Raw genomic sequence first — 20,189 nt, forward strand, 5'->3', positions numbered from 1 at the left:
ACGCCTGCAGTTTCTGGTGAAAATCCCCGATTTTCTGCCAAAAATAAAAGAGCCGCCTTTCAAGGGCGGCTCTTTCGCATATTGTGTGCTCAAAACGCACAGCGCTTATTTCGATACGCTCTTGAAGTCAAAGAAGAAGCCCGACGGATGGATGCGGTAGTTCTGAAGTTCTTTCGTCGAGGCAACAACAAACACCTTGTGCACCAGCGGAATGATCGGCGCTTCGTCATGCAGGATGTTCATTGCTTTGGTGTAGGTCGCGACCTGCTCGGCCCCCGGATCAAGGGTACGGCCCTTGTCGACAGCGGCATCAAATTCCTCGTTGGCCCAGAACTGATAGTTCAGGCCCGCCTTGGAATGGAACTGTGATTTCAGATGCAGGTCCGGATGGCCGGTCATTTCCGGGGTCCAGAACACGACAGACACGTCATATTCACCCTGCTTGACCAGATCAAGCATCCCGCCCCAGGTATACATGCCAACTTCGGTGGCAATGCCCTGTTCGTTCAGAAGGGCTGCCATGGCCTCGGTGATCATCGGCATTTCGGTGCGCGAAGAATAGCTCAGGATACGCAGGGTCAGCTGTTCGCCGTCCTTCATCCATTTGCCATCGGTTTTCTCATACCCGGCATCACTTAGAAGCGATGCGGCAAGTTCCGGATCAAGCGTGTATTTCTCATCCGCCTGCGGGGCCCAGTCAAAACTCGGGGCAAAGAATTCCCACGCCGGTTCGCCGACGTCATCAAGCGCACCTTTGACAATCAGGTCACGATCGACCAGCGCATTGACCGCGCGACGGATACGAACGTCTGACAGAACGCTTTTCTCACCGGCGTTGAAGGCACCGTAATAAAGGCCCGAGGTCGGCTCGGCATAGACCTTGAAGTCGTCATCTTCAGACAGACGTTTGACGTCGGAGGGAAGCATGTTGGTTACGAAATCAATCTCGCCTGCTTCAAGTGCCAGCGTGCGCGAGTTGTGATCGGGGATATAACGATACACGACTTTCTCAAGGGCCGGTTTTTCGCCCCAGTAATCGTCAAAGCGGGTCACGATGGTGCGATCCTGCTTTTTATATTCCTCGAATTTCCATGGGCCGGTGCCGATCGGTTTGACGAATTCGCCTGCCTCATCGAAGGATGACTTGGCATAGACAACCGTGATCGCATCGGAAAGCTGGTTGGGCAGGGCGGCAAACGGTTCGGTGTTTTCAATCTCGACCACCAGCGGCGAAATCGCCTTGATCGATTTGATGTTGAGAAGGTCTGCGGCATAAGGCAGCAGATCAATCACCCGCTCGAGCGAGAATTTAACTGCTTCGGCATCCAGTTTGGTGCCGTCATGGAAAATGACATTTTCGCGCAGTTTGAACTGCCAGACCGTCGGTGAAACGCGATCCCATTCGGTGGCGAGGCCCGGGATTGTTTTCAGGTCATAATCCAGCTTGACCAGGGTATCGAGGATTTCACTTTCATTGAAGAAGCGCGAACGACGCGGCTTCATGGCAAGCGGCATGGATTCCCACATGGTGCCGATGACAAGCGTGTTGTCCTCGGTTGCCTGTGCAGGCTGCGGGGCAAGTGCAAAACTGCCCATGGCAAGTGCTGCAAAGGCAGCCCCCAAAAGTGTTTTTTTGATCATCTTACTGTCTCTGTCCATCTAGTGAAGGTAGTTGATCTGACGAAGTCGGAAACGGTCTCCCAACATGTCTCCGAGCAGATTGACCGCGACGACAAACGCCGCAATGGTCAGGCCCGGTGCAAGCACCAGGCGAGGGTGATCGCGCAGGTAATTGCGCGATTCAGCAATCATCAGGCCCCATTCCGGCGTGCCGGGTTCGACACCCAGTCCCAAAAAGCTCAATCCGGCAAAAGCCAGGATCGCCCAGGACATGGAATAGGCCGCAAGGGTGAGAAGCGGGCCGATGATGTTTGGAAAAATATGACGATGTGCGATGCGGTGGTGGCGCGCGCCCAGCGCCTCGGCCGCCATGACATAGGGTTTGGTACGCTCGACAATCACCGCATTGCGCACCACCCGGGCATAGTCGGTCCAATGCACGGTAATCAGCGCAATGATCACCGCCTGAAGTCCAAGCCCCAGGGTTCCGGCAATGATCATGCAAATGGCGAGCGCCGGGAATACCGACATGCCTTCGCAAAACCGCATGATGGCCCGATCAACAATGCCGCCGACCATCCCGGCAAGGGTGCCGATCAGGCAGCCGATCAGCGATGCCGCCATCACGACCGCAAGGGCGGATGCCGTGGTCAGGCGCGCGCCATACATCAGGCGCGATAAAACACACCGCCCCAGCGCATCGGTGCCAAGCGGGTAATCAAGGCTTGGTGGTTTCAGTCGGAAAAGGAACTGCGCCTTGTAAGGATCGTTGGGCGCAAAGAACGGCAAGATCAAAACCGCAAGGATCACCAGCGCCATCACCAGAACGTAACCGCGAAACACACGGCGTCCGGCATGAAACAGCTTGCCGCCAGTAAATGACATCCGTTCCATCTGCATCACACGATCTCCCGGGTGCGGGGGTCGTAAAAGGCGATGCACAGATCAACGATCAGATTGACCAGAATGTAACTGCCGGCAATCAACAGGAAGCAGGCCTGAATGGCCGGGTAGTCGCGGTTCAAAAGCGATTCCACCAGAAACCGGCCCAGCCCCGGCCAGGCAAACAGGGTTTCGACAATGATCATGCCATCGAAAATCCGGGCAAACTGCATGCCCGAAAAGGTCAGGATGCCAGGTGCGGTATTGGGCACTGCATGGCGCAAAACGGTGCGCAGGCGGCTCAGCCCCTTGGCCTTGGCGGTGCGGATATAGGGTTTGGACAGTTCTTCAAGCAGGCTGCCCCGCACATAGCGCGACAATACTCCGGCGATCGAGGTGGCAATTACCAATGTCGGCAGAACCGCGTGCGCCCATGTGCCATGCCCTCCGGTCGGCAGCCAACCCAGCACAAGCGAAAACAAAAGGGCGAGAAGCAGCGAGTACCAGAAATTCGGGATCGACATGCCAATGACACTGACCATGCCGGCAATGCGATCAATCCGGCTGCCGGGATAACGCGCGCAGACAATCCCAATCGGCACGGCAATGATCAGGGCCAATGACATCGACAGAACTGCAAGCAAAAGCGACTGCCCCATGCGCAGTGTGATGTCGCTAATGATTGGTTCATTGCTGATAAAGGACTTACCCAGATCCCCCTGCAAAAGAGCAAAAAGCCAGCGAAGATATTGTTGCGGCAGGGGATCATTCAAACCGTTCTGATCGGCATATCGTGCGACCTGATCGGCATCGGGCAGGGTGCCATCCATCTGTGCCATCAGAAGGATCTCGGCGAAGTCGCCGGGCATGAGCCGCAACAACGCAAAGCCGACCACCGAAACGATGAACAGCAAGATCAGGGCATGGGTTATGCGTGCAGTCACGCGCGAAGCCATAAAACGGTCTTTCATTCCGGTGCGTGCCGGAAGAGATCAGTTTGGATGTGTCACGATATTCGAAAGTAATAATCATTCCCATTTGCGGTATGCAACTGATTTTAGTTCTTAATTTCATATTTGATGGATTTAGGCGAAATATAGGCACCATTGCATGCTCTGGATCGGAATTAAGCACGTAATGGTTGTGTTTTTTGTCGCAAAAGAGGTGGTGAACTGTGCAAAAGGGGTAGGTTTGTGATGGGATTCGCGCGCTGATTGCACGCCAGCTTTTGGGCTGGCTGTGGTGCCTGCTAGGAAACGGGGTCAGTTCCCGGCCAGGTCTTCGGGCTGATAATTCATTTCATGCAGGATTTCGCCGCTTTCATAATCGACGGCCTGCAAGGTCACGCCATAGCCCCACAATTGCCCGATATAGCCCAGCGTCATTTCGGCTTCGGACTTTTCAAGCCGGACGCCTTCATGCTCGGTATGCTGGATGTAAAGTTGGCGGTTGCCGCGGATATCTACATCAACCACCTGCATGTCGGGTTCGCGGACCGAAATGTCATGCATCCGGGCCAGGGATCGACGGACCTTGCGATAGCCGTTATCATCATGAATGGCGGCGACCTCAAGATGCGGGGTGGTGCTGTGGTCATTGATCATGAACATCCGCATGTCCCGCATTACTTTGGGGGACAGGAACTGCAGGATGAAGCTTTCATCGCGGTAATGCGCCCATGCTTCCTTAAGCGTTTCGACCGGTTCGTTATTGCCCGCAATATCGGGGAACCATTTATGATCTTCTTCGGTCGGGTCAACGCAGATGCGGTGGATGTCCTGCATCATGGCAAAGCCCAGCGCATAGGGGTTGAAGCCCGAATAGCGCTGATCGTCATATTCGGCCTGAAACACCACGCGGGAATGGTAATCGATGAATTCCATCATCGCACCCTCGGAAATCAGGCCCTTGTCATAAAGGCTGTTCATGATGGCGTAATGCACATAGCACGCGCAGCCTTCATTCATCATCTTGGTCTGTTTCTGCGGATAGAAATACTGTCCGATATTGCGCACGATGCGCAGAATCTCGCGCTCCCAAGCTTGTAGAGATGGCGCGTTCTTTTCGAGGAAATAAAGCAGGTTTTCTTCCGGCAGGCCAAACTGCGCGCGGCGTTCCTCAACCCGCATCTTGCGTTTAAGCTCGTCCATATCCTGATCACCGGGATCGGACTGGGGCAGGGTGCGCCACAGATCGTTATAGGTTTCGTCTTCATATTTGGCGCGTTCGCGTTCGCGCTCCAACTCGGCCGCAAGGTTGGGTTTTTCCGGTCGGGAATAACGATTGACCCCCTGATCCATCAGGGCGTGCGCGGCATCAAGGATCCGTTCAACCGCATCAAAGCCATAGCGGTCCTCGCACTTGGCGATATAGCCCTTGGCAAATTGCAGGTAATCAAGAATGCCGTCGGCATCGGTCCATTGCTTGAACAGGTAGTTGTTTTTGAAAAAGTGATTATGCCCGAAGGCCGCATGCGCAATCACCAAGGCCTGCATGACGATGGTGTTTTCTTCCATGACATAGGAAATGCACGGGTTGGAGTTGATCACGATCTCATAGGCCAGCCCCTGATAACCCTTGCGATACATGACATCGTCACGCACGAAGCGTTTGCCAAACGACCAGTGATGATACATCAGTGGCATGCCGATGGATGAATAGGCATCCAGCATCTGCTCGGATGTGATCACCTCGACCTGATTGGGATAGACATCAAGCTTAAGCTGGTTGATCGCGATATCCTCAATCGCGTCATAGGTCGCTTTCAGCGTTTCGAAATCCCAGTCGGCACTGGTGAAAAGAAGTTTATCGGCGGATTTGGTCTTGCTGCTCATTGGCCTACCTCCGCACGGTTCTTGGCAAACAGTTCCCTGAAGACCGGGAAGATATCGGCAGCCTTGGTCACCCGTTTCAGGGCAAATTGCGGATTGACCCTGGCAATCGGGGCATAGGCCTTCCAAAGGGCGGTTTCACCTTCGGCGGCGGCAAATATTTCTGCCTCGCGCTCATCAGTGATTTCGATATAGGCGTAATATTGGCACTTGGGCAAAAGGTCCTCGGCCAGAAGGGCTGTGCATTTCGCCCCGTCATTGGAATAGTTGTCCCCATCCGATGCCTGGGCGGCATAGATGTTCCACTGATCGGTGGGATAGCGATCCACCAGCACCTTTTTCATTTCCTCGAGTGCTGTGGAAACGATCGTTCCGCCGGTTTCGCGCGAATAGAAAAAGGTTTCCTCATCGACCTCGGCCGCGCGCGATGTATGGCGGATAAACACCACCTCGACATGCTCGTATTTGCGATGCAGGAAAAGATGCAAAAGCATGAAGAACCGCTTGGCCAGTTCCTTCATCTGCTCGGACATCGACCCCGACACATCCATCAAACAGAACATCACCGCCTGCGTATTGGGATCGGGGATCTGCTGAAACTGGTTATATCGTGTATCAATCGGATCAATGAACGGGATCGCCTTCATCCGCCGTTTGGCTTCTTCGAGATCGGCCAGAAGGGTATGAAGGGTTTCGTCATCAGCCTTGGTCAGTTTCCCATTCGGGCGCTTTTCCGCCTTGGCCTGAAGGGCGGCGATTTTTTCTTCAAGCTCGCGCACCTCGGCGGTTTTCGGGCGTCGCAACCCGATGCGACGCGCCAGTGAATTGCGCATGGTCCGCACAAGGCTGAGGTTCGATGGCGTGCCCTCAACCGAAAAGCCAGCGCGTGCCGTGCGAAAGGCGGTGGTCTGCTTCAGGCTTTTTTTCAAAAGATCGGGCAATTCCAGATCTTCAAAGAAGATATCTAGGAACTCGTCACGGGTAAGGGTGAACTGGAATTCATCTTCACCTTCGCCGTCGGGGCTGGCTTGTGATCCACCCGAACCACCATCGCCACCTTGCGGGCGGGCGATGCGGTCGCCCTGAACAAACTTCTTGTTGCCGGGCAGGACATAGTTGCGGTTGCCGCCACGGCCCTGATGATGGAAACCCGGTTCCTTTAACGTCTTGCCGGGAATGGTGATCTGATCGCCGCTGGAAATATCGGTAATGCCGCGCGACCGGATGGTGTTTTCAACCGCCCTTTTGATCTGGGCCTTGGCACGGCGCATGAAACGTTGCCGGTTGCCAAGACTTTTGCCGGTCGGGTTCTTGCGGCGATCCACAATATAAAGCATGGGCAGTCACATCCTTGCACGGTTCAAAAGCGCGTTGTGCAGGTCGCTTGCGCCTTGAATGCCCGCAGGATGTGACATTGGGTGATGGGCCAAAGCCACATCCTGCGGCGAAGAAGTAACCGGGCGGACAAGGGACAAAGCCGCCCGGTCGGGCCGGGAAAGACAGGGGGGAGCTTAACCGGCCTTATTCACACGCATGTACCATTCGACCAGACGACGGGTCTGACGTTCGGTATATTTGCGATCGATCATGCGTTTGACGAATTCGTTGTGTTTCTTCTCAGTCTCGCTGTCCTTTTTCGAGCCGAACGAAATCACCGGCAGCAGGTCCTCGACCTGGCTGAACATGCGTTTTTCGATCACATCGCGCAGTTTCTCATAGGATGTCCATGCCGGGTTCTTGCCCTTGTTGTTGGCACGTGCGCGCAGGGCAAACTTGACGACCTCGTTGCGGAAATCCTTGGGATTGGCGATGCCCGCCGGCTTCTCTATTTTTGAGAGTTCCTGATCAATGATCTTGCGATCAAGAAGCTGACCGGTATCGGGATCCTTGAAGTCCTGATCCTCGATCCAGGCATCGGCATATGCGACGTATCGATCAAACAGGTTCTGCCCGTAATCGGAATAGCTTTCGAGATAGGCCTTCTGGATTTCCGCCCCGATAAACTCGGCATAGCGCGGGGCCAGTTCGGACTTGATGAAGTCCATATAGGCCTTTTCGCGTTCTTCCGGGTATTGCTCGCGGCGGATGGCCTGTTCCATCACATACATTAGATGCACCGGATCGGCGGCAACTTCATGCGTGTCATGGTTAAAGGTTTCCGAAAGCACCTTGAAGGCAAAGCGGGTTGAAATGCCATCCATGCCTTCATCAACACCGGCGGTGTCACGGTATTCCTGCATGGATTTCGCCTTGGGATCGACATCCTTCAATGTCTCGCCGTCATAGACCCGCATCTTGGAATAAAGATTGGAATTCTCATGCTCCTGCAGGCGTGACAGCACGGAAAACTGTGCCAGCATCTTGAGCGTACCGGGTGCGCAGGACCCGTGTTCAAGCTCTGATCCCTGCAACAGCTTGTCGTAGATCATGGTTTCCTCTGTCACCCGCAGGCAATAGGGCACCTTGATCACGGAAATTCGGTCAATGAAGGCCTCGTTATTCTTGTTGGCCTTGAAGGTCTGCCACTCGGCCTCGTTTGAATGGGCCAGGATCAATCCCTGGAACGGGATGGCGCCAAGGTTTTCCGTGCCGATATAGTTGCTTTCCTGTGTCGCAGTCAGCAACGGATGCAGCATCTTGATCGGCGCCTTGAACATCTCGACAAATTCGAGAAGGCCCTGATTGGCGCGGTTCAACCCACCGGAATAGCTATAAGCATCCGGGTCATTCTGGCTGAAATATTCAAGCTTGCGGATATCGACCTTACCAACCAGCGACGAGATATCCTGATTGTTCTCGTCACCGGGTTCGGTCTTGGCAATTGCAATCTGACGCAGGCGCGACGGGATCAGTTTCACGACCGAAAACTTGGTCAGATCCCCGCCAAACTCATCAAGGCGCTTGACCGCCCATGGGGACATAAGCCCCGTGAGGCGACGTTTGGGGATGCCGTATTTATCCTCGATCGCATCGCCCATCTTGGCTGGGTTAAACAGGCCAAGCGGGCTTTCAAAGACCGGGCTGATTTCATCACCGGCCTTGAGTACATAAATCGGTTCGCGCTCCATCAACTCCTTTAGCCGTTCGGCAAGCGAACTTTTACCGCCGCCAACCGGCCCCAGCAGGTATAGAACCTGTTTGCGTTCCTCAAGGCCCTGGGCCGCATATTTGAAGAAGCCGACAATGCGTTCGATGGTTTCTTCCATGCCAAAGAAATCGGCAAAGGCGGGATAACGTTTGATGGTTCGGTTTAGGAAAATGCGGCCAAGTCGGGAATCTGTCGAGGTGTCGATCAGTTCCGGTTCACCAATTGCCGCGATCATGCGTTCCGCGGCCGATGCATAGGCCTTTGGGTCTTCGCGACACAGATTGAGGTAATCGCGGATGGTTAGTTCGGTTTCTTGTTTGCCGTCGTACCCTTCCGCATACAGCTCGAAGATGTCCTTTTCTTCAGCCATGGCGCGGTCTCCTTTCAAACGTTATCGCACTCGTATCAAACCTGTATTTCCTGTCTTGACTGTTTTGCGTTGCAGCAGACCAGAATTTGGCCGCCCTGTTCTGTGTACGTCGGCAAATCTCGTTTCGATGAATTTGCCTGACTGTAAATATTTTAAAGAACTCGATTTGAGTTATGGTTAATGAATGGCAGAAATTGCCAAGAGTTAGAGGATGCAGTTATTTCCAATTCAGGTATGGATATTTACTGCTTGGGGTCGCGGTCCAAGGTCGCTTCGCAGGGGACCATTTCAATCAACTGTTGTTTTGTTCTGGCAACGCTCGGATGGGCGTCCTTGCCTGACGAAAATATCTATACAATGGACTTGGGAAGTTACTGTTCGATCCGCAAGGAGAGACCTAAGTATAAATGAATAAAATTACCTCGTTGTTGATCACTTGTAAGTGACCGAATTTGCCAGTTTTCAGTCGGTTTTATGGTCTGCTGGTGTGGGTAAATTATTTTGCACTTGCACAGATCATTATTGTGTCGGCAAGGACGCCCAGAGTTCTTCGGCGGCACGATTTAATCGCCGGACCGGGCGGTAAATCCGGATTTCCACGGGTATGGCAAGATCGGCACTCAGTACTTCAATTTGACCAGTTGTGAGGTCACGCTGCGCAAGACTTTCAGGAAGCCATGCCGCCCCGGCACCGTTTTTCACCATTGAAAGAAGGGTGGCTGCCAGATGGGATGTGAAGACCGGTTTTCCGGCAATGGCGGGGCAGGTCAAAGTCGCGGCGGTTGCCGATATGATGCGACCAAGACCTGAAGCGTCGCTATAGGCAAGATAAGGGAATGGCTTAGTACGCGCAGTGCTGTCGTTTTTGGGTGCTGGGCCCACCACGGATATCAAGCGGTCATGCCCGATGACGCGGCTGATGAAGTGGGGACGTGATAACTGTGACGGTGTTTGGGGGTGGGCATGGGTAACCAGAAAGTCGACCTGATCTTGTTCCATGAGGGTTTCACACGCTTGCATGCTATCGGAAACAAGGCTGAGAGTTCCCAAGCACAGGTTCTCGTTCGTTACTCTTAGCCATTCGGGCATGAAGGTAAAAGACAGCGCATGCGTTGCTGCAAATGTCAGCGAGGTACTTTCGGCTTTGTTCAATGCGATTGCTTCGCGCTTGGCCTGATGGATTGTATGCGCAATGGCAATTGCGTGGGGCTTGAAAGATCGCCCGGCAGCGGTGAGTTCGACCGAGTGCGTGGTGCGCGCGACGAGGGGCGCATTCATCCAGCTTTCCAATGACCGGATACGGCGACTGAAAGCAGGTTGAGTGATATTGCGCAGCTCTGCTGCGCGCGAAAAATTCAACGTGTCGGCAAGGGCAATAAAGTCCTCGATCCAGCGCAAATCCATTTTGGTAATGCCATATCGGTATAAAGATAGTTGATCTTGGCATTGGGTTTTGGGTGAATTCAACTACTAATATCGAAGCAGGTTCAATCCGCGTTATGCCAAAGGTGTATTGTTATGCAGATTTTAGATATTGTCGAGGTGACAAAGCCAATCTCCTCTCCAATCAGGAATGCCTATATCGATTTTTCAAAAATGACGTCCAGTCTGGTTGCCGTTGTGACCGATGTTGTCATCGAGGGCAGACGGGTCGTTGGGTACGGGTTCAATTCCAATGGGCGCTATGGGCAGGGCGGGTTGATCCGTGAGCGTTTTCGTGACCGCGTGCTTGATGCAAATCCGGCGACGCTTTTGAATGACGCCGGTGACAACTTTGATCCGCATCGCATCTGGGCCGCAATGATGCAAAATGAAAAACCCGGTGGACATGGCGAACGTTCTGTTGCTGTCGGCACTCTGGATATGGCGATTTGGGATGCGGTGGCCAAAGTCGCGCAGAAGCCGCTGTTCCGACTTTTGGCGGATAAATATGGCGGAGAAGCGAACCCGCGCGTTTTTGTTTACGCCGCTGGGGGGTATTATTATCCGGGCAAAGATCTTTCGGCATTACGTGCGGAGATGCGTGGCTATCTGAAACGCGGTTATACAGTCGTTAAAATGAAGATTGGCGGTGCCTCGATTGATGAGGACCGCGAACGGATCGAGGCTGTTCTTGACGAAATCGGCAGCGATGCGCAGCTCGCCGTCGATGCCAATGGGCGGTTTGATCTTGAGACTGCGATTGCCTACGCCAAGATGCTGCGTGAATTTCCACTGTTCTGGTACGAGGAAGCCGGTGATCCGCTGGATTATCAGCTCCAGGCGGCTTTGGCGGATTTCTATCCCGGACCAATGGCAACGGGTGAGAACCTGTTTTCACATCAGGATGCAAAGAACCTTTTGCGTCATGGCGGCATGCGCCCGGACCGTGATTGGTTGCAATTTGATTGCGCGCTGTCTTATGGGTTGGTTGAGTATCTGAGAACTCTTGACGTACTTGAAACATACGGCTGGTCGCGTAAACGCTGCATTCCGCATGGCGGTCACCAGATGTCACTCAATATTGCGGCTGGTCTCGGGCTTGGTGGAAATGAAAGCTATCCGGACCTGTTCCAGCCATATGGCGGTTTCCCGGACAGTGTTCAGGTTGAGAACGGCTATATCACGATGCCGGAACTGCCAGGTATCGGGTTTGAAGGAAAATCCGATCTGATCGCGGAAATGCGTGCATTGGCAGAGTAGTCCGAGCCGTGTTTGCCCCGGTTTGTTGGATCAGGAACATATTGCCCGCGAAGGTGGTGTTGACTTCTTGTTCCCCGGTCCGGGGCTGCCGCATGACGGAAGTTACACAGGCAACTTGATTTATCTTATCTGCGATGTCAGCTTGCAGCCGGTCACCCTGGATCGGGGGCGCTATACCCATGTCTGCCGGGAAGGGGAGTATTTTCGATGAGCGAAGGCGCGGTAAAGTTTCTTGAATCTCACGAGCTTGATCTTCTGATCGGGCAGGTAAGTGTTACCGTCATTGATGTCCGAGAACCCGACGAATTTGCCAAGGGACACATTGAAACATCGATCAATATCCCGACATCAAACTTCGACATTCCTGCCATCGTCGATATAACGGACGAGGCGGATACAGATCTGGTTTTCGTCTGTTCGGTCGGTCAGCGATCCTTTGGCGCAGCCAATGCCGTTTTGGCCCATGTCGATTGCGAGGTCAGCAATCTTAAAGGTGGCATTCAAAGTTGGTGTCGCGCGGGCTTTGATCTTGAAGGCGAAGCCCAATAACTGACGTATTCCGATATACAGACCCGCCTGAAAACACACAGGCATAAGTACCTGCGCAGCAATGCTTTGATGTTTGGTGAACCGGCCCGGTGGCACTAGTAGTGGCAGCGGCCGGTTTTTCTTTATTGACGAAATCCCAAATATGGAAAAATATCCCGATATAGAGATTCGGAGTTCAGGATGGAAGATATTGAAGTGCGTCTTGCCACACGGCTGTCGGTCCTGCGATCAGAGCGCGGCTGGTCGCTTGATGAACTCGCCAAACGTAGTGGTGTCAGCCGTGCCAGTTTGTCGCGGATCGAAAATGGTGAGGTAAGCCCGACAGCCAATGTGTTGGGTAATCTTTGCGTGGCGTTCGGGGTCACGTTGTCACGATTGATGCAGATGGTCGAGGAAGACTTTGTTGCTGTGGTCTTGCGTGCGGAACAAGAAGTCTGGACGGACCCGGAAACCGGGTATCGCCGTCGTCTGGTTTCACCAGCATCACGCCAGCTAGCTGGCGAAGTTCTTGAGGTGGAAATTGGTGCCAGTCAACGCATTGAATATCACGGTTCACCGCGTGAAGGGCTTGAACATCATCTGGTGATGCTTGACGGAGAGTTGTCTATGCAGGTCGGAGGAGAAACCCATTCCCTGAAAGTCGGAGACTGCCTGCGCTATCAGCTCAGAGATGGCAACATCTTCCAAACGCCGAAACATTCGGGCGCGCGATACCACCTCTTTATCGTCGAATAATGATCATCTGATTGGAACTGTCATGAAGGCTACCACCAATGCCCCCGAGATCAGATCGCTTGATGCAGATGAATTAACAAACCTGCAGGAGCAATTTGGCGAGATGCTGCTTGCCTGTGTGAAGGATGGCGCCAGTATCGGCTTTATAGAACCCTTTACCCAACAGGATGCCGTCTCCTTCTGGCGGGACAGAATTATTCCGGCACTGCGCACGGGCAAGAGAACCCTGTATGCTGCTTTTGATGATCAACGGGTTGTGGGAACAGTACAGCTTGATTACGACACCATGCCCAATCAACGCCATCGCGGCGATATCAGCAAACTGATGGTTCATCCTGACTGCCGCAGACGCGGTATTGCGAAAATGCTGATGCAAAAAGCTGAAAACAGGGCACTTGGATTGGGGCGAAGCCTGCTGACCCTTGATACCCGAACAGGCGACAGTGCTGAAGTTCTCTATGCATCACTCGGGTTCGAAACGGCGGGCGTAATCCCGGTCTATGCCCGCGACCCCGATAGCGATGTCCTTAGTGCTACGACGGTAATGTATAAGACGCTATCGAATTAGTGCTTTGAAACACTGTGCGATTCTCTGATTCTGTATCCATACCCGGTTTTCTGGCATGCCAGTGACGCGGTGGGAGGTTGGCTTTCTTGCCAAATTGATCTGCCGCAGTGCCGTAAATTTATCCTTGCTGGCAACCGGGATGTCTTTTTCCCGTAAGGTCGGTTTGCAGTGTGCGGCGCACTAAGGGTTATTGGATAGAAGTACTTACGCGGTCAAAACATGTTGAACCCCATCAAAAAATGGGCGCATCCTTGCCGTCCCTAAGCAAGAAACAGAATAAAAATTCTCGGAGGACTTCCATCATGAAGAAATTTGCCCTTGCTGCCGCATTGATGGCAGCCGTCGGATTTTCCGGCACCGTTCAGGCCGCAGACCTGACTTTGCGTATTTCCCTGCAATTGCCGATGAAAAGTCACCTCGGTCAGAACCTGTTGATGTTCAAGAACGAGGTCGAGGAAAAATCAAACGGCGATATCGAAGTCCAGATTTATGACTCAGCCCAGCTTTACAAGGACAAGGAAGTCCCGGCGGCTGTTGGCTCCGGCGCGATTGAAATGGGTGTGGCATCGCTGACCCGTTATGTCGGTGATATCCCGGCGGTTGACGTTTTCTATCAGCCGTTCCTGTTCGATACCGAGGAAAAGGTCCGCAAGGCGACCGCCAAGGATTCCCCAGTCCGTGGTCCGCTTGATGCCGCTATTGCCGAAACCGGTGCATCGGTTCTGTGGTGGCAGGCCTATGGTGGCGCCATCATGCTGTCCAAGGACGCCCCGCTGCATGGTCCGGAAGACATGGAAGGCAAAAAGGTTCGTGTCTTTGGCAAGACGCTGGGTGACTTCACGGTTGCTGCTGGCGGTGCGCCGACCCTGATTTCCGGTTCCGAACAATATATCGCCTATCAGCGCGGGACTGTTGATATCGGCATGACCGGCGTTTCGGGTGTTAAATCCCGTCAGCTTTGGGAAGTCATGGACAACATCACTGTGACCAACCATGCCGATGTCGAGTTCATTGTCGTCGTCAATACCGACTTCTGGAACGGTCTGACCGATGAACAGCGCACCATCATCAACACCGCGGCGATGAATGCCGAGGCCGATGTGCGCAACCGCATGAGCGAGATCGAAGCAGCAGCCTATGCCGCATCCGAAGAAGCCGGCATGACGGTCTATAACCCGACCGAGGAAGAACTGGTCAAATGGCGTTCGGTCGCACAGCCGGTCTATGATGCCTTCCTTGAAGACGCCGGTGATCTCGGCAAGCAGGTCTTCGAGGCTGCTCAGAAGTTCTAGGTCTTTTGACGCTCGCCGGTCGGGTGCCATCTACCATGCTTGTCATGATTGCGGATGGACGCCGACCGGGGCGTTGTTTGAACGTGATCTAAGTTTGATCTGATTTGGTGTCATCACCGCGCGGGTTCCACTGGTTTTAACCGTAGCGGTGATGGCTTCCCGTCTTCCAACATGCACTGTTTAAATCATGTTTGATCGATTAACGCTTATTCTTGCGTGGGTCGCCGCCATCCTGTTTGTGCTGGCTGGCTGCATGCTGACCTACGAAGTGCTGGCACGCTATTTCTTCGTGAAGCCGACCATCTGGGCGGCCGAACTTTCCCAGCTGTGCCTGATCTGGGGATCGCTGTTGGGTATGCCCTGGGCGCTTGCGGCACGCCGCCATATTTCGGTGGATGCGGTGACGCGGCTTCTTGCCCCCAAGGTCCAGCGCCTTGTCGAAATCATCGCCATGGCCTGCATTCTGGCCTTTTCGGTGATGGTGACCTTCAAGGGCTGGGAAATCTTCTATGAAAGTTTCGAACGCGGGCGCACCAGCGGCACCATGCTTGATCTTCCGGCGTGGATTGCCGAACTGCCTGTTGCCATCGGCTTTGCGCTGCTTGCCATTCAGGCGGTGATCGAAATTGTCGGGCTTGCGCGTGGCAAGGATATTCCGAAAGGGGCGCACGAATGACCATTGTCCTGACCTTGGCAGCGATGTTCGCGCTGCTTTTGATGCGTGTGCCGGTGGCCTTTGCCCTTGGCGGGCTCGGGCTTGCCATGTTGCTCCTTGGTGGTTTTTCGCCGCTCATGGCCCCGCAGGCGGTTTTGTCTACGCTGGATGGCTTTATCCTGCTGGCCGTGCCGCTGTTCCTTTTGATGTCCAACATCCTTTTGCGCGCGGGTGTCGGCAATGACCTGTTTGCTGCGGTCAGTGCCTGGGTCGGCCATTGGCCGGGCGGGCTTGCGGTGGCGACCATCCTGTCCTGTGGTGTGTTTGCCGCCATTTCCGGATCCTCGGTCGCAACCGCCGCGACCATCGGCACGGTGGCCATCCCGGAAATGATCAATCGTGGCTATAACAAGCGGTTTGTTTATGGCTTGCTGGCAGCAGGCGGCACGCTTGGCATCCTGATCCCGCCTTCGATCCCGATGATCATTTATGGCTTTGTCACCGAAGAATCGGTGATTGCGCTGTTCCTGGCCGGGATTGGGCCGGGGATCGCACTTTTGCTGTTCTTCATCATCTTCTCGATGATCTATGCCCGTATGGGCGGGCAGGAGCTGGAACCGAAAAAGGACTGGGCCGAACGCAAACGCGCCACCTTCCGTGCACTGCCATCTGTTGTTCTGGCGGTTCTGATTATTTCCGGCATCTATTCCGGTGCCTTCACCCCGACCGAGGCCGCCGCCATCGGCTTTGCCGCAGCACTCATAATCACCGGCCCGATCATGCGGGTCCTGACATGGGATGCGCTCAAAAAGGCAGTGTTCGATTCCATGGCAACCACGGTTGCGATCATTTTGATCATTGCCGGGGCCAAGGTATTCGGCAAGGCGATCACGCTGTATCGCATTCCACAGGATATCTCGGTGATGATCACGCAAGGGGTCGATACCGAACTTGGCTTCATCCTGATCGTGACCGCCGTGCTTCTGGTCATGGGATTGGTGTTCGAAGCGCTATCCATGGTGCTGATCATGACGCCGGTGCTGTTGCCAGCCGCCCTTGCCCTTGGATTCGATCCGATCTGGTTTGGTGTCTATATGGTGATCATGGTCGAGTGTGCCCTGATCACGCCCCCTGTCGGGCTTAACCTTTATGTCATTCAGTCGGTCGCCAAGGCCCGGCTGGGTGAAGTGGCCCGGGGTGTTGCACCGTTCCTGATCCTGATGTTTGTCTGTGCCGCGGTTTTGTATCTGTGGCACGACCTCGCCCTTTATATTCCCTTCAAGCTGTAAAGACCGATGACCAACGCAAAATCACCTGCCGATGCCCTGCGTGCGCTGCTTGCCACGGGGGATCTGATTACCATGCCCTGCTGCTTTGATGCGCTTTCCGCCAAACTGATCGAGCAGGAGGGATTCGGCCTGACCTTCATGTCGGGCTTTGCGACCTCTGCGGCCCGTATTGGTGAACCTGATCTCGGCCTGATGTCCTATGGCGAGGTCCTAGATCAGGCGCGCAACATCACCGATGCGGTGTCCATCCCCGTGATTGGCGACGGCGATACCGGCTATGGCAATGCCATGAATGTCCGGCGTACCGTCACAGGATTCGCCAAGGCGGGCTGTGCGGCTGTGATGATCGAAGATCAGCTGGCCCCGAAACGCTGCGGCCATACCAAGGGCAAGGAAGTTGTTGGCCGGGACGAGGCGTTTGACCGCATCAAGGCCGCAGTCGACGCCCGCGAAGCCGGCGCAGATATCCTGATCCTGGCCCGCACAGATGCCCGCCATCAGCATGGCCTGTCCGAGGCCATCGACCGTGCTGCAAAGTTCAAGGAACTCGGGGCCGACATCCTGTTTGTCGAAGCCCCGAAATCCGTCGATGAAATGCGCAAACTCTGTGCCGAGCTTCCCGGTCCCAAGATGGCCAACATCGTCGAGGGCGGCGAAACCCCGGATCTGTCACCCGAAGAACTCAAGGAAATCGGCTATCAAATCGCGGCCTATCCGCTTTCGCTCATGGCCGCCGCAATGAAGGCCATGGTCGAATGCCTGCAAACCATGAAGGTTGGCCAGCCCCGAGATGACAAACTGATGAGCTGGGCGGACCTGCGCCAACGCATCGGCTTTGATGACTATTACGAAGTCTCGGAACGCTACGCCTCGTCTCGCCGCAACGGATAGGGAGCTTTTATGGCAAACAAACATCACGGTGGCTGTCTGTGTGGCGCTGTTCGCTACGAGGTCACAGGCGACTTTGACGCATTCTTCCTGTGTCACTGCCAATATTGCCAAAAGGACACAGGATCGGCACACGCCGCCAATCTGTTCTCGACCAAGGCCGCGTTGTCTTGGCTGGAAGGGGGCGCGCACATCCAGTCCTTTACCGTGCCCGGAACCCGCCATCAAAAGGCATTTTGCAAGACATGTGGCTCTGCCGTGCCCTACACGCAGATGGATGGCAGGCTTTTGGTCGTCCCGGCGGGAAGCCTTGAAACTCCGGTCTCGATACGTCCGACCGCCCACATCATGATGGGCAGCAAGGCCAACTGGGACGAGGGTCTTGAAGACATCGACAGACTTGATGGCTTGCCCGCGTAATTGTTTGCCATTTGCACAAAAGAAAACCCCGCAGCCGATGGCTTGCGGGGGTTTCTTTAATGGTGCCGGCAGAGAGACTCGAACGAACTACCATTTTTACAATAAGTGTCTGATTTTAGACGAAAATTGTTGCCGAACACTTTGGTTAGTAGAACACATATCTGGTGCACAAATCAATAAATTGTCTTGGGAGCAGCTCGAATCTGTCTCAGATTATCTTCGGACGTGACTGGAGTGCCAATTTCGTCAAAATCCAATAAACCTCTCTTCGAAGGGGCAAGGAAGGCTTTTTTAGTTTGTTTGTCTGTTAATTCACAAGCAGCATTGAGAATTTTTTCAAGCTTTATCGACCTGCCAGAACACCTTAGTGAGGCTTCGAATTTAAAATCTTCAATAAGAGTTCTTCTTGGTTCTGCTGGTTGACGACTATCTGCGCCAATATCTCTATGACTTGGTCTATCTTGCTCTCGCCTTCCTGATTGAGAAGTTCGAGAATCTCGTCCGTGTTTCCCTTTGTTTTCGTTCCCAAGAGTAGCAACGCTTCTGACATTTTCTTTTTTGGTTTTTCTACCGTCTGATTTTGAAATAATTTTCTCACTATCCACTCCTTTTACATACTTTAAAAAATCCTTTTTCCTCATACCAACCAATCGATTCAGCGAGCCGATAAACTCGCCTTTATGGCTTTCAACAATAGCTGTCTTTTTGCCGTTTCTAATGACAAAACCATGCTCCTTTAATGCAGCACGAAAAGCACTAAACCCATCCGATTGCACATGAAGCTCTTTTATGAGTTTTTTGGTCTTTGGAAGGTCCAGCCCTTGCCTCTTAGCTTTTTGATGCTCAATCGAGCTAAACGATGCCTTTGGCATCTGCGTTAGTGAATTCTCTAAAAGGATGTTTTTCAGATTCTTGTGAGACACAAAATAAGCAGATGATTTGTTGTGTTTTCCGACAACAATCTCATGTCCGAATTCAAACTCACATTCACGGCATATTTTTTCGTTTCTTGGGAAGCTCCAGCTTGAACTCAGAGTTCTACCGTTAAATCTCTCGGGAAGAACAAGGTGAAGATGCTCATTCTTCGTTCCATCGCAGAGTTTCTTACTATGCCTGACGAGCAAGTGGGGATGGCTTTCGGCTTGGTATTCTTGTTTGATTTTATCAACCGCTTTGAGTTGCTGTTCATATGTCCAGTCGCAACCTGGATTAATGCTAAAATGACGAAAAGCATACTTGCTACCGTCTAAAATTGCTTCCTTATGGAAAGTCTCAAAATCAGCTTCAGAGCCTTCTAAAAGTCGAATCTCTTCATTTTCATGAGGCTTGTTCAACAGATGATTTGATAGATTATATACTCCAGATTTTGTCTGTACTCTTGTTGATTTGATTATCATCTTAGCTCGCGAACCTTCTCCCTTATACTGTCAAGCACACTCGAAAACTCCTCAATCTGCTGAAATTCTCGCTTGGCGTTTGCAAGCCTGGCGACTTGATTAATATTGTTTCCAATAAGGGAAATTTGCCTCGAGAGGTTCTGCACCTCGGAGACATACTGAAGCCTTCTCTCAACAAGATTTCTATCACTGGAAATTTTTAGAGACTCCCTAATCCACTCACTCAGATTCTTGCTGGAGTTTGAGGCAGATTTGAGAATTTGAGCATACTGTTCGCTCGTTATACGGAAGCGTATTGTTTTGTTTTTCATCTTTCGCTTCCTCTATCGCTAGCAGTCATCTCCCCTAACTGCTCGACCAAGCTATCGATTGCGTAGCCTGCACATTCAAATGATTTTTCTGACAAAGCATCATCGAACTCTTCCTGCTGCAATCTCACTCCAAATAGGTTTTGGTCACATATCATCAAGAACTGTCCGTTCACGAATTTGACGAAGACAGGGTCATATTTTTCGTTAAAGCAGCTTAGAGTCAGGCATCTGCGCGCAATTTCCAGTATTGGTCGAGTGGCATAATTGAACTGTAGATTTTCCGGATATATTTTTGATTCTTTGCATGCGGAAAAATGCTCTTTCAACTCAGTCAGGTTGCTTTCATCGACTATCAGCTCAAATGCTCCTCGATGTCCGGCTATCTCCTTTTTCAGTTCATTAAAATCAATGTTCATTTCAGTCTCCTTATTATTGTTTTTGGCATCCGAAAACTGGGGTCAACGGGGTATCACCCCTTGCCAGTTGCACCTGTCCGCAGGACAAGGGGCATGACTGGCTCAAATATCCGGATAACTTATGCTATAATAATACTTGCAGCATGTCAAGTATTTTAAAATAAAAAACTACGTATATCAAATATATAGGAATAGT

Annotated in this window: 19 protein-coding genes; 9 read left to right on the forward strand and 10 right to left on the reverse strand. The window is 52.8% G+C overall.

Annotation, left to right across the window (positions count from 1 at the left end):
* Positions 1-105: 105 nt before the first annotated feature.
* The 7 genes from UF64_RS09570 to UF64_RS09600 all read right to left on the reverse strand — a co-directional run bounded on the left by UF64_RS09570 (position 106) and on the right by UF64_RS09600 (position 10,258).
* Complete coding sequence (locus tag UF64_RS09570; RefSeq protein ID WP_044828934.1) at positions 106-1,641, reverse strand: ABC transporter substrate-binding protein; 1,536 nt, start codon at positions 1,639-1,641, stop codon at positions 106-108.
* Positions 1,642-1,659: 18 nt separating this feature from the next.
* On the reverse strand, positions 1,660-2,520 hold the full coding sequence (locus UF64_RS09575) for an ABC transporter permease (protein WP_200892664.1): 861 nt from the start codon (positions 2,518-2,520) through the stop codon (positions 1,660-1,662).
* Positions 2,520-3,473, reverse strand: coding sequence for an ABC transporter permease (locus UF64_RS09580; RefSeq protein ID WP_200892665.1), 954 nt, complete (start codon positions 3,471-3,473; stop codon positions 2,520-2,522). The genes UF64_RS09575 and UF64_RS09580 overlap by 1 nt, the downstream gene beginning before the upstream one ends.
* A 291-nt stretch (positions 3,474-3,764) precedes the next feature.
* Positions 3,765-5,336 carry a SpoVR family protein gene (locus tag UF64_RS09585; RefSeq protein WP_044828391.1) on the reverse strand — a complete coding sequence of 524 codons (1,572 nt, stop codon included), beginning with the start codon at positions 5,334-5,336 and terminating at the stop codon, positions 3,765-3,767.
* A complete protein-coding gene (locus tag UF64_RS09590) occupies positions 5,333-6,670 on the reverse strand; it encodes a YeaH/YhbH family protein (protein WP_044828392.1) in 1,338 nt (445 codons plus the stop codon). Before UF64_RS09590 ends, UF64_RS09585 begins: the two co-directional genes overlap by 4 nt.
* A 174-nt stretch (positions 6,671-6,844) precedes the next feature.
* On the reverse strand, positions 6,845-8,791 hold the full coding sequence (locus UF64_RS09595) for a PrkA family serine protein kinase (protein ID WP_044828393.1): 1,947 nt from the start codon (positions 8,789-8,791) through the stop codon (positions 6,845-6,847).
* Between the two features lie 519 nt (positions 8,792-9,310).
* Positions 9,311-10,258, reverse strand: coding sequence for a LysR family transcriptional regulator (locus UF64_RS09600; RefSeq protein ID WP_235285022.1), 948 nt, complete (start codon positions 10,256-10,258; stop codon positions 9,311-9,313).
* A 51-nt stretch (positions 10,259-10,309) separates the two neighbouring features.
* Between UF64_RS09600 and UF64_RS09605 the strand changes: the two genes are divergently transcribed.
* The 9 genes from UF64_RS09605 (at position 10,310) to UF64_RS09650 (ending at position 17,869) form a co-directional block, all read left to right on the forward strand.
* Positions 10,310-11,473, forward strand: a complete 1,164-nt coding sequence (locus UF64_RS09605; protein ID WP_152630656.1) for a mandelate racemase/muconate lactonizing enzyme family protein — start codon at positions 10,310-10,312, stop codon at positions 11,471-11,473.
* A 207-nt stretch (positions 11,474-11,680) separates the two neighbouring features.
* Positions 11,681-12,022: a rhodanese-like domain-containing protein gene (locus UF64_RS09615; protein WP_052657544.1), complete on the forward strand. Its 342-nt coding sequence runs from the start codon at positions 11,681-11,683 to the stop codon at positions 12,020-12,022.
* 180 nt (positions 12,023-12,202) lie between these two features.
* On the forward strand, positions 12,203-12,757 hold the full coding sequence (locus tag UF64_RS09620) for a helix-turn-helix domain-containing protein (RefSeq protein ID WP_044828397.1): 555 nt from the start codon (positions 12,203-12,205) through the stop codon (positions 12,755-12,757).
* A 22-nt stretch (positions 12,758-12,779) separates the two neighbouring features.
* Positions 12,780-13,325 carry a GNAT family N-acetyltransferase gene (locus tag UF64_RS09625; RefSeq protein WP_044828398.1) on the forward strand — a complete coding sequence of 182 codons (546 nt, stop codon included), beginning with the start codon at positions 12,780-12,782 and terminating at the stop codon, positions 13,323-13,325.
* Between the two features lie 302 nt (positions 13,326-13,627).
* A complete protein-coding gene (gene dctP / locus UF64_RS09630; RefSeq protein WP_052657545.1) occupies positions 13,628-14,617 on the forward strand; it encodes a TRAP transporter substrate-binding protein DctP in 990 nt (329 codons plus the stop codon).
* 187 nt (positions 14,618-14,804) lie between these two features.
* Positions 14,805-15,293: a TRAP transporter small permease gene (locus UF64_RS09635; protein WP_044828399.1), complete on the forward strand. Its 489-nt coding sequence runs from the start codon at positions 14,805-14,807 to the stop codon at positions 15,291-15,293.
* Positions 15,290-16,561 carry a TRAP transporter large permease gene (locus UF64_RS09640; RefSeq protein WP_044828400.1) on the forward strand — a complete coding sequence of 424 codons (1,272 nt, stop codon included), beginning with the start codon at positions 15,290-15,292 and terminating at the stop codon, positions 16,559-16,561. The genes UF64_RS09635 and UF64_RS09640 overlap by 4 nt, the downstream gene beginning before the upstream one ends.
* A 6-nt stretch (positions 16,562-16,567) precedes the next feature.
* Entirely contained in the window at positions 16,568-17,452 is an 885-nt protein-coding gene (locus tag UF64_RS09645; RefSeq protein ID WP_044828401.1) for an oxaloacetate decarboxylase, read from the forward strand.
* 9 nt (positions 17,453-17,461) lie between these two features.
* Positions 17,462-17,869 (forward strand): GFA family protein, encoded by a 408-nt coding sequence (locus tag UF64_RS09650; protein ID WP_044828402.1) that lies wholly within the window; start codon positions 17,462-17,464, stop codon positions 17,867-17,869.
* Positions 17,870-18,042: 173 nt separating this feature from the next.
* On the opposite strand, the gene UF64_RS09655 is transcribed toward UF64_RS09650, so the two are convergent.
* Genes UF64_RS09655 through UF64_RS09665 form a run of 3 tightly spaced genes read right to left on the reverse strand, consistent with a single transcriptional unit; the run spans position 18,043 to position 19,993 of the window.
* Entirely contained in the window at positions 18,043-19,203 is a 1,161-nt protein-coding gene (locus tag UF64_RS09655) for a hypothetical protein (RefSeq protein ID WP_044828403.1), read from the reverse strand.
* A 59-nt stretch (positions 19,204-19,262) separates the two neighbouring features.
* Entirely contained in the window at positions 19,263-19,577 is a 315-nt protein-coding gene (gene mobC, locus UF64_RS09660; RefSeq protein ID WP_044828404.1) for a plasmid mobilization relaxosome protein MobC, read from the reverse strand.
* Entirely contained in the window at positions 19,574-19,993 is a 420-nt protein-coding gene (locus tag UF64_RS09665; protein WP_044828405.1) for a hypothetical protein, read from the reverse strand. The genes mobC and UF64_RS09665 overlap by 4 nt, the downstream gene beginning before the upstream one ends.
* Positions 19,994-20,189: the final 196 nt, after the last annotated feature.

It is taken from the genome of Thalassospira sp. HJ (assembly GCF_000948415.1).
In the GTDB taxonomy this organism is placed as follows: domain Bacteria; phylum Pseudomonadota; class Alphaproteobacteria; order Rhodospirillales; family Thalassospiraceae; genus Thalassospira.